The sequence below is a fragment of the Marivirga sp. genome, assembly GCF_035704835.1.
Taxonomy (GTDB): domain Bacteria; phylum Bacteroidota; class Bacteroidia; order Cytophagales; family Cyclobacteriaceae; genus Marivirga.
Genome location: NZ_DASSWQ010000068.1, coordinates 65,853 through 73,969, shown reverse-complemented (window position 1 = coordinate 73,969; position 8,117 = coordinate 65,853). Strand labels below are relative to the sequence as shown.

Genomic DNA, 8,117 nt, shown 5'->3' with positions numbered 1-8,117 from the left:
TAACTTCAAAAGGATGATGAACATATGGAAATCATCTCTTTGGCTCTATTTACAAAAGATGTATCAAAGCTGTTTCATCTGTTATCAAAATTTTTTACCATTAAAAGGGATATATTATGGGGTTTTTAAGGGCTGACTATTTAGAAAAAACGTGGTTTAATTATTATTTAATTAGTTTTTGTAGAAATACTAAAATGACCGATTTTGAACTTTTCAAATAGTTGAAAATATCCTCAAATTATCCAACAACCTTTTTATATTATTTGGTGTCACTAACCTTAAGACACTAATACTATTAATATGAGAAGATTTTTTACTACATTTTTTTTACTTTCTGGTGTGGCTTTTAGTTTGATAATTAGTGATAATTACTCCAAACAACAAAAAGAGAAATATGCTGCAAATAACACGCAAGAGGAGTTCTATAAGTCCATAGATCTGACTGATGCAGATATTTATAACACAAAAAGAAATAATTCTAAAGCGAGCTTTACGAATTAATTTTTTCCAAGTTCGGTCATTAATTGGTTACGCTTATTATATTTGTAATTACTGGATTTCCAATTAATTACAATGTATGGCGTATTATTTATCAAAATTTATTCTTTGGTTAGGTGGTTGGAAGGTATCCGCTAAAATTCCTCAAAACATTAAAAAAGCAGTAATGATAGCTGCTCCCCATACCTCAAATTGGGATTTTGTTTGGACTAGAGCTACATTCTTTGTTCTAAAAATACCTGTGCGCTTTACCGTTAAGATAGAGTTGTTAAAAGGTCCCCTGAAATGGATTTTGAATAGTCTTGGTGCTATCGGAATTGACAGGACTCCTAAGCTAGGGAAAAAGCAATCCATGACAGAGGCTATGGTTCAATTATTTAATAAAAGAGATGAGCTCATTATTTTGGTAACACCTGAGGGTACTCGTAGCTATCAGCCGGAGTGGAAAACCGGATTCTACCGAGTAGCGGAGGGCGCTAAGGTTCCAATATTATGTGGATATTTAGACTATAAAAATAAAATAGCAGGCGTTGGGCCTGCTTTTGATGCTATAGGAAATATGGACGATAATATTGAAAAAATTAAAGACTTTTACCGACCAATTAAAGGAAAATATCCTGAAAAAGGTGTCTTATAGTTTTATTTTTCCTTGAAATCTAATGCTGCTGAATTTAAGCAATATCTTAATCCAGTTGGTTTTGGACCATCATTAAAAACATGACCCAAATGACCACCACAACTTCCGCAAACCACTTCAGTTCTAACCATTCCTAATGAGCGGTCTTCAATTTCTAAAACGTTTTCATCATTTAAAGGCTTATAAAAGCTAGGCCAGCCAGTTCCACTTTCATATTTTGTCTCCGAACTGAATAATTTTGTTTTACATCCATTACAAAGGTATATTCCTTCCTTTTTAAAATCATTATACTTTCCTGTAAAAGCACGTTCGGTTCCGGCTTCTCGTAATACTTTGTATTCGGTTGGTCCTAAAATTTCTTTCCACTCAGCTTCTGTTTTTTGAACCTCAAAAGTATGATTTTTTAAACCTGAACTTTTTTCTGAGCTTTTACTTTTTTGTGCACAAGATTGAAAGCTTAAGCTTAAAAATAATGCGATTAATCCTATTGATATAAATGATTCAAAATATTTCATATGGTATTTTTTTACTTATTGCTACATATACTGTTTTCAAACCATAAAGGTTTATACTTTTCTACCTATGGTTTGGCATAGTCAAATTTTTCTAGTTTAGATGTTTTTTGAATATTCATACAAACCTGAAACTGTTACAGTTCCCGCTTTGGTTAAATCGACCGAACCGTCTGTCGAAATTAAATTTTCATCTAAATAGGCATCAATTACTTTGCCCACTACTAAAAGCGTACCATTTGTTTTTATTAAATGTTCTTCTTCTAGCTTTAAGCCTAATTTGATTTTTGATTCTTTCACAAAAGGAGCACTGAAATTATTCAAATATTCGATTCCAAAATCACACGCCTCAAATTCAGATACGTTTTTTTCATACTTAGCAGATGTTTGATGTGCTTTTTCTATAAAACTTTCGTGAATGTGATTGAAAGTGTAAAATCCATTTGCTTTTATGTTTTCATAGGTATGTCTTGCTACTGTAGTAGGTCTTAAAATAAATCCTAAAAAAGGTGGATTAGCTCCAATATGGACCACAGAGTTAAATACTGCTAAGTTGGTTTTTCCATTATTATCAGAACTACCGATCAAATTTGCACTTTTAAAACCTGAAATGGTATTAAAAAGGTTTGCCCTAAAACGACTTTCCATTTTATCAATCGAGTCAGAATTAATATGTTTCATTTCTTGAAATTGATTTTTATTAAGACTTTTTGATCATGATTTTGTTTACTGAAATTGAAATTATAAATGCATTATCATGTGGATATAATTTTCGCCTGATTTTATTCATCACGTAGTTTTTCTGCAACCTAATTACCACTTTTTGTGTCTTAATACGTGGTAATATCAATTAGAATTACAAGTATTTGAATCAAATAGCTATGAAATCAACTGACCTCAAAATTGTTTTTAGTACCGCATTCATTTTTTTGGCAATTATGGCTTGTGATGATTCTGAAGCAATACAAGAGGATAGCATGAAGTTCTACTATGCAGAAACGTTTTGTGCTGACCCGTGGGAACAAACTGATGTTTCAACTGATGAGGCACTTAAGATTCAAGTTTCTGAGTATTTAACTAATCTTGATATTATATTTTATGAACTGGAAATTCTGGATGGAGGGGTAGAGGAAGTTTGCTATGCATGTTCCTGCACTTCGGGTAGAATAATAGAGGTCATTTCTACCTCAACTTATCAAAATATTTTGCTTGAAAATGGCTTCAAATTGAAGTGAATTTGAACTTAGTAACAATATACCACTTGTCTGACACAAGCAAATGAATACCAATACTATAGCTTCTGACTGGATTTTTTCTCCAGACAGAAGCTTTAGCAGTCTATTAATAGCTTTAATTACCTGTCTTTAATGGTGTTAGAAATTGCTAATAGAGGCACTTTAGTATGAAAAATTAACGGCTTACTTTCGCTTTTGCTAAATAAGCTTTGGAAAAGCCCTTTCTTTCTTGGTAATACCACTAGCAAATCAATTTTATTTTTATTTGTAAACTCATCAATTCCGTCTTCTAAATTTTTATTAATCATAAAATGATATTGATGAGGCAGTCCTTTCAAATGCAGCTCTAAATTTTTCGCTTCTTCTGCTTTCTCTTTATCGAGCATAGGCTCCTCGCTTACATGAAGTAAATGTATTTGAGATGAATAAGCTTGTCTGATTTCCTTGACTAGATTTATTTTTTCTGCAATAATGCCCTTGTAGTCATTCGAGAGAGCAATGTTTTTAATGTCTTCATATTTTGCATGTTGTGGAATTACCAAAACATGAGGTACTTCCGCCTTAATTACTCGATGTGCATTAGTTCCAAGTATTACTTCATCTACTCCACTTGCACCCTTTGTTCCCATAATAATTAAATCCACGGCATTCTTAGCGCAGAAATCCTCAACGGCATCTTTTACGTAATCCTCCATTTTTATCGTTTGATATCTAAATTCCTTCAAAATGGGTGTGGAATCTTCAATTTTTAAAAATTCTGAGTCAATAAATTTTTTAATCTCCTCTTCACTTTCACCTACATCATAAGAAATATTGAAATCACCTGAACCTAGAGGAACCGAGTATGCATTCAGAATAGTGATTTTTGCTTGCGGATTGATATGTTTTGCAAATTTTGTAGCATAATTCAATGCGTTCATGGCGCATTCAGAAAAATCGGTTGGAACTAATATGTGCTTTATCATGGCTTCTAAATTTAAAAAGTTTGAAAAAATAGATTATTTGCTATTTCACTATCCTTCAATCTTTCTATTAAAATTAGAAATATTGAACTTGAAATACATTGATGTAAATTTGCTATATTCCTGACATTTGTCATGAATAAATAATCTAATGCTTAGAATAATAAAATTAATTTTACTTCCATTTTTTTTAATCCTTAACGGTTGTGGAATGTTTCAGTACTTTAAGATAACGAAAGTAAAGGATGCATCTTATACAATTGTTTCTTCATCTACTTATGAAATTCCATTTGAGATTGTAAATAATCGAATAGTTATTCCAGTTGTTATTCAAGGAAGAACCTACAATTTTCTTTTTGATACAGGCGCTTCCTTAGTCATCGATAGTGAATTGTTAAATGAACTTGAATATGAGAATATAGCAAAAATAAAAGTAAGAGATGCAAATGAGAGAGTAGAGTCTTTAAAATATGTGAAACTATCTGAGATAAAATGCTTTGATACTTCTTTCAAAGACCAAGGTGCAATAGTTATGAATTTAAGTGACCCAGTTAAAAATTCATGCATAAATATCTCCGGGGTATTTGGAGCTTCCGTAATGAAGGATTTAATCTGGCAAGTTAATATAGAAAGTCAGATTATAAGAATTTCAAATGATATTGAAAAACTAGATATCGATTATGACAATCTTAAGATTCCATTTGATAAGAATCCTAGTCAATCTCCTATAATTGAGGTAAATCTTGATGGACATAGAGAGAAACTGATAATAGATACAGGGTCAGAGTCTAACTTCTCTTTTCCCAAAACAAATATAGATTTCTTATCTTTAGAAAAATCATTAACAGCTTTTGCCAGATTTGGTGGTGTATTTGGAGTTTTAATTGATACAGTTTACTATTTGCCCAAAGAAATAAAATTTAATTCTTTTAAAAATGAAAGTTGGCAGGGTGTAATTGAAGTACGAAATGGTTTAAAAGAGGGAGTAGTTGGATTAGGCTTTTTGAAAGACTACATATTTACAATTGATTGGATTAATCAGTATGTGTATCTCAAGAAAATCAATCATAACAAATCGTCTTTGTCTATATATGGCTTCGATTTTGGAAAGTCAGGTCAAGACCTTATTGTTACCGAAGTCTATAAAAATTTGCAGGCTTATGAAGCAGGAATCAGAGTAGGAGATATAATTATGGAAATTGATGATTTTAGTTTTAAAAATGCTACTGTGGAGAGTATCTGTAATTTCATTGAAAAAGACTATTTGGAGGTGAAAGACTCTGCAATAAGAATTAAAGTTACTAATATGAAAAATTATATAAGTCTAGAGAAGAAAATATTTTTTAAATAGTTAGACTTTAATAGTTGATTAAACAATGGCTTGATTTCTTATCCCTGTACTTCTTATTCTCTTTCTTCTTGCTAGTCGTAATAATACCAAAGCTAAAAAATAGCTTCCAACTGAAATAGGGATTGTTAGAGCCAAATTACCTAAGGCAAATTGCTTAAAGAATAATAGAATTTGGCGAAGTGTTTCATTTTGGACCTCTACATCTGGTAAGTTATTCGAGATTTGACTACCAATTTTATAACTTAGCCAATAGATTGGAATAATTGTAAATGCATTCCAAACCAGCATAGAAAGCATGACGGCCATTTTATTGAGCTGTTTGAATACTGCAATAAAGCCAATTCCGATAGCAGTACTAAACCCTGGGGTTGGTAATAGAGCAATTAAAGTTCCAAAAGAGTAACTTAAAGCAATAGATACATCAGATTTATCAGAAGTGAGCACCGCAATGGTATATCGCTTTAGTTTAAATATGAATTTATCTTTGTAGAAGCGAAGTTTTCTACCCGCCCACTTTTTTAACTTTTTTATAGCCATCCTTTAGTAATACTTCCAAAATTTTATCTCGGAAATCTCCCTGAATTAGAATTTCCCCATCTTTTACACTTCCACCGACTCCACATTTCGACTTCAGCTGTTTCCCTAAGTCTTTTAAATCATTTTCGGTTCCAACAAATCCGCTAATAAGACTCACTTTCTTACCTGCTCTGGCTTTTTTATCCAACTGTACTTTTAAGTTTTGCTCAGAAGGAGGTAGCGTTTCCTGTTCCTCCTGACCCTCATATTCATACTCAAAATCATCAGATGTAGAATAAACAATGCCTTCTCTACTCTTTTTGTTTTTCTTACTCATCACCAAATCTTTACAAATAATACATTGACCTTACCTAATGTTTAGAATTTAGGAAAGGTTTATAGTAGTTTCAAAATTAAGAAAGCTTAAGGTCCTTTCAAATTCTGTTGAAATATTCGCTTTAATATTCAAGTTTTCCTCCCTAACTGGATGTTTAAATTGAAGCTCTTTAGCGTGTAATAACATGCTATCCATTTGCCAATTTTCCTTAAATAATTTATTCTGTTTATTGCAGCCATGGGGGCGATCGGCAATAATTGGGTGGTCGATATGGGCTAAATGTTTTCTGATCTGGTGCATTCTTCCCGTCTCTGGTTTTACTTCTAGTAAAGAATAGCGTGATGTATTAAATTTCCCCAAAGGAACTGGGATTTCGGTTTGTGCTAATGTTTTATAATGCGTGACTGATTCTTGTAGCTGGCCATTTTCCTTCTTTAAAGCATAATCAATGGTGCCTTCGGAATCAGTGAAACCTCTTACAATGGCTAAATAAGTTTTTTCAAGCTGCTGGTCTCTGAAAAGTGCAGTAGTTTTTGAATTGTTTTCTTCATCCAATGCAAATAACAGAACTCCAGAAGTTTTGCGGTCTATCCTGTGGACAGGATATACTCGCTGTCCCAATTGGTCTCGCAATAGCTGTAAAGCAAATACATCTTTCTCAGTCGCAATTTTAGTACGATGCACCAATAGGCCGTGTGGCTTATTAATAGCTACTAAGTATTCGTCCTGATAAATAATTTCTAAGGGGGTGAAGCTCATTCGAATTTTCTATAAAAGCTTTTCTAAATTTTAAATTACTGGAGATTTTTTAAATTACTATGCTTTGTACTCTAATCTCGCTACTCAATACTGAATACCCACTACTCACTACCCATTTCCTCCGAATACTGCTTCCACCATCCATTTTCACTTTCATCACCTAATCTGAACCATTTGCCTTGTGGAATACTCAATAACGGGATGTCTTTTTCTATAGCGGCATTTTCAAGGTCTAGAATTGGTTCATACCAGCTGTGCAATGCCAAATCAAATGTTCCCCAATGAATTGGGAAGAATTTTTTTGCTCTCATTTGCTGAAAGGCATCAATTGCTTCTATCGGATCCATGTGGATATCATGCCAGGCTTCATTATATGCACCAATTGGCATTAAGGCTAATTCAAATGGACCTAGTTTTTCATCTATTTCCCTAAAGCCCTCAAAAATTCCTGTGTCTCCTCCAAAATAAATGTTATCTCCATCCATTTCTATCACCCAAGAAGCCCAAAAAGTATTGTTTTGACTTAATAATCTTCCGCTAAAATGACGAGCTGGCGTTGTAGTAATGGTAATCCCATTTTCAGAATGAGAATCCCACCAGCTAAATTCTTTTATCTTCTCAGCAGGAACTCCCCAATATTCCAAGCTTGCTTTTACCCCTGTTGGAACAAAAAAGTATTTCGTTTTAGCTGTGATTTTTTTAATGGTTTCATAATCTAAATGATCATAATGATCATGGGAAATCACAATTGCTTCCAATTCTGGAAGATCTTCAGCCAAAATAGGAGAGGCGCTGAATCTTTCTGGCCCCATAAAGTTAAAGGGTGATGCACGCTCGCCCAACATGGGGTCTGCTAAAACATATTTTCCGTTTTTATAAAATAGAACTGCGGCATGTCCTAGCCAATTGACTTGTAAAATGCTATCGTTTTCTTGTTTGTTGTTTTCTGTAAAAACATAATCTCCAGTAGGTTTTGTTTCTACATCTCTTTTGAAATAATTTCTTAGAATACGCGGTACTTGAGTAAATTCCGCACTTGTAGTTTGAATAGAGTTTACAAACTTGCCTTTTTTATAATAAGGAGATGCAGCCATTTCCTCTTTATTAGGAGCTTTTCCGACAGAAGGAACAAAATATTTTACCATATAGTAGCCTAAAATGAAAAAGGCTACTACAATGAGCAAGCCTTTTAAGATTTTAATAAACAGTTTCATTATTCCCTTAAACTGAGTTATGAATTTTATGTTATGAAATTCATTAATTTTTGATCAATATCTAAATAGTAAAATATTCTACTGAACAACAATAAT

11 protein-coding genes are annotated in these 8,117 nt (G+C 32.8%); 4 read left to right on the top strand and 7 right to left on the bottom strand.

The genetic code is table 11. The annotated features are described in order from the left end of the window. Positions 1 to 300 precede the first annotated feature (300 nt). Together VFM92_RS11170 and VFM92_RS11165 are read left to right on the top strand one after the other, a co-directional pair. Entirely contained in the window at positions 301 to 501 is a 201-nt protein-coding gene (locus VFM92_RS11170; RefSeq protein ID WP_325122307.1) for a hypothetical protein, read from the top strand. A 76-nt stretch (positions 502 to 577) separates the two neighbouring features. Continuing rightward, a complete protein-coding gene (locus VFM92_RS11165) occupies positions 578 to 1,135 on the top strand; it encodes a 1-acyl-sn-glycerol-3-phosphate acyltransferase (protein WP_325122306.1) in 558 nt (185 codons plus the stop codon). A gap of 2 nt (positions 1,136 to 1,137) precedes the next feature. Here VFM92_RS11165 and msrB read toward each other — a convergent pair whose 3' ends face one another. Together msrB and VFM92_RS11155 are read right to left on the bottom strand one after the other, a co-directional pair. After that, complete coding sequence (gene msrB / locus VFM92_RS11160; RefSeq protein ID WP_325122305.1) at positions 1,138 to 1,650, bottom strand: peptide-methionine (R)-S-oxide reductase MsrB; 513 nt, start codon at positions 1,648 to 1,650, stop codon at positions 1,138 to 1,140. 96 nt (positions 1,651 to 1,746) lie between these two features. Beyond that, positions 1,747 to 2,328 carry a flavin reductase family protein gene (locus VFM92_RS11155; RefSeq protein WP_325122304.1) on the bottom strand — a complete coding sequence of 194 codons (582 nt, stop codon included), beginning with the start codon at positions 2,326 to 2,328 and terminating at the stop codon, positions 1,747 to 1,749. A gap of 200 nt (positions 2,329 to 2,528) precedes the next feature. Here VFM92_RS11155 and VFM92_RS11150 point away from each other — a divergent pair, with 200 nt between their 5' ends. Then, on the top strand, positions 2,529 to 2,882 hold the full coding sequence (locus tag VFM92_RS11150) for a hypothetical protein (protein ID WP_325122303.1): 354 nt from the start codon (positions 2,529 to 2,531) through the stop codon (positions 2,880 to 2,882). A 119-nt stretch (positions 2,883 to 3,001) separates the two neighbouring features. Here the strand turns inward: VFM92_RS11150 and VFM92_RS11145 are convergent, their stop codons facing one another. Then, positions 3,002 to 3,847 (bottom strand): universal stress protein, encoded by an 846-nt coding sequence (locus tag VFM92_RS11145; protein WP_325122302.1) that lies wholly within the window; start codon positions 3,845 to 3,847, stop codon positions 3,002 to 3,004. Positions 3,848 to 4,055: 208 nt separating this feature from the next. Here VFM92_RS11145 and VFM92_RS11140 point away from each other — a divergent pair, with 208 nt between their 5' ends. After that, the gene (locus VFM92_RS11140; protein ID WP_325122301.1) at positions 4,056 to 5,195 is read left to right on the top strand and encodes a retropepsin-like aspartic protease; all 1,140 of its coding nucleotides are present in this window, start codon (positions 4,056 to 4,058) and stop codon (positions 5,193 to 5,195) included. 18 nt (positions 5,196 to 5,213) lie between these two features. Here the strand turns inward: VFM92_RS11140 and VFM92_RS11135 are convergent, their stop codons facing one another. From VFM92_RS11135 to VFM92_RS11120, 4 genes are all read right to left on the bottom strand, one after another. Then, complete coding sequence (locus VFM92_RS11135) at positions 5,214 to 5,732, bottom strand: DUF2062 domain-containing protein (protein ID WP_325122300.1); 519 nt, start codon at positions 5,730 to 5,732, stop codon at positions 5,214 to 5,216. Continuing rightward, complete coding sequence (locus tag VFM92_RS11130) at positions 5,698 to 6,048, bottom strand: translation initiation factor (protein WP_325122299.1); 351 nt, start codon at positions 6,046 to 6,048, stop codon at positions 5,698 to 5,700. The genes VFM92_RS11135 and VFM92_RS11130 overlap by 35 nt, the downstream gene beginning before the upstream one ends. A gap of 48 nt (positions 6,049 to 6,096) precedes the next feature. Continuing rightward, on the bottom strand, positions 6,097 to 6,807 hold the full coding sequence (locus VFM92_RS11125) for a pseudouridine synthase (protein WP_325122298.1): 711 nt from the start codon (positions 6,805 to 6,807) through the stop codon (positions 6,097 to 6,099). 101 nt (positions 6,808 to 6,908) lie between these two features. Then, positions 6,909 to 8,021, bottom strand: a complete 1,113-nt coding sequence (locus VFM92_RS11120) for an MBL fold metallo-hydrolase (RefSeq protein ID WP_325122297.1) — start codon at positions 8,019 to 8,021, stop codon at positions 6,909 to 6,911. Positions 8,022 to 8,117 lie beyond the last annotated feature (96 nt).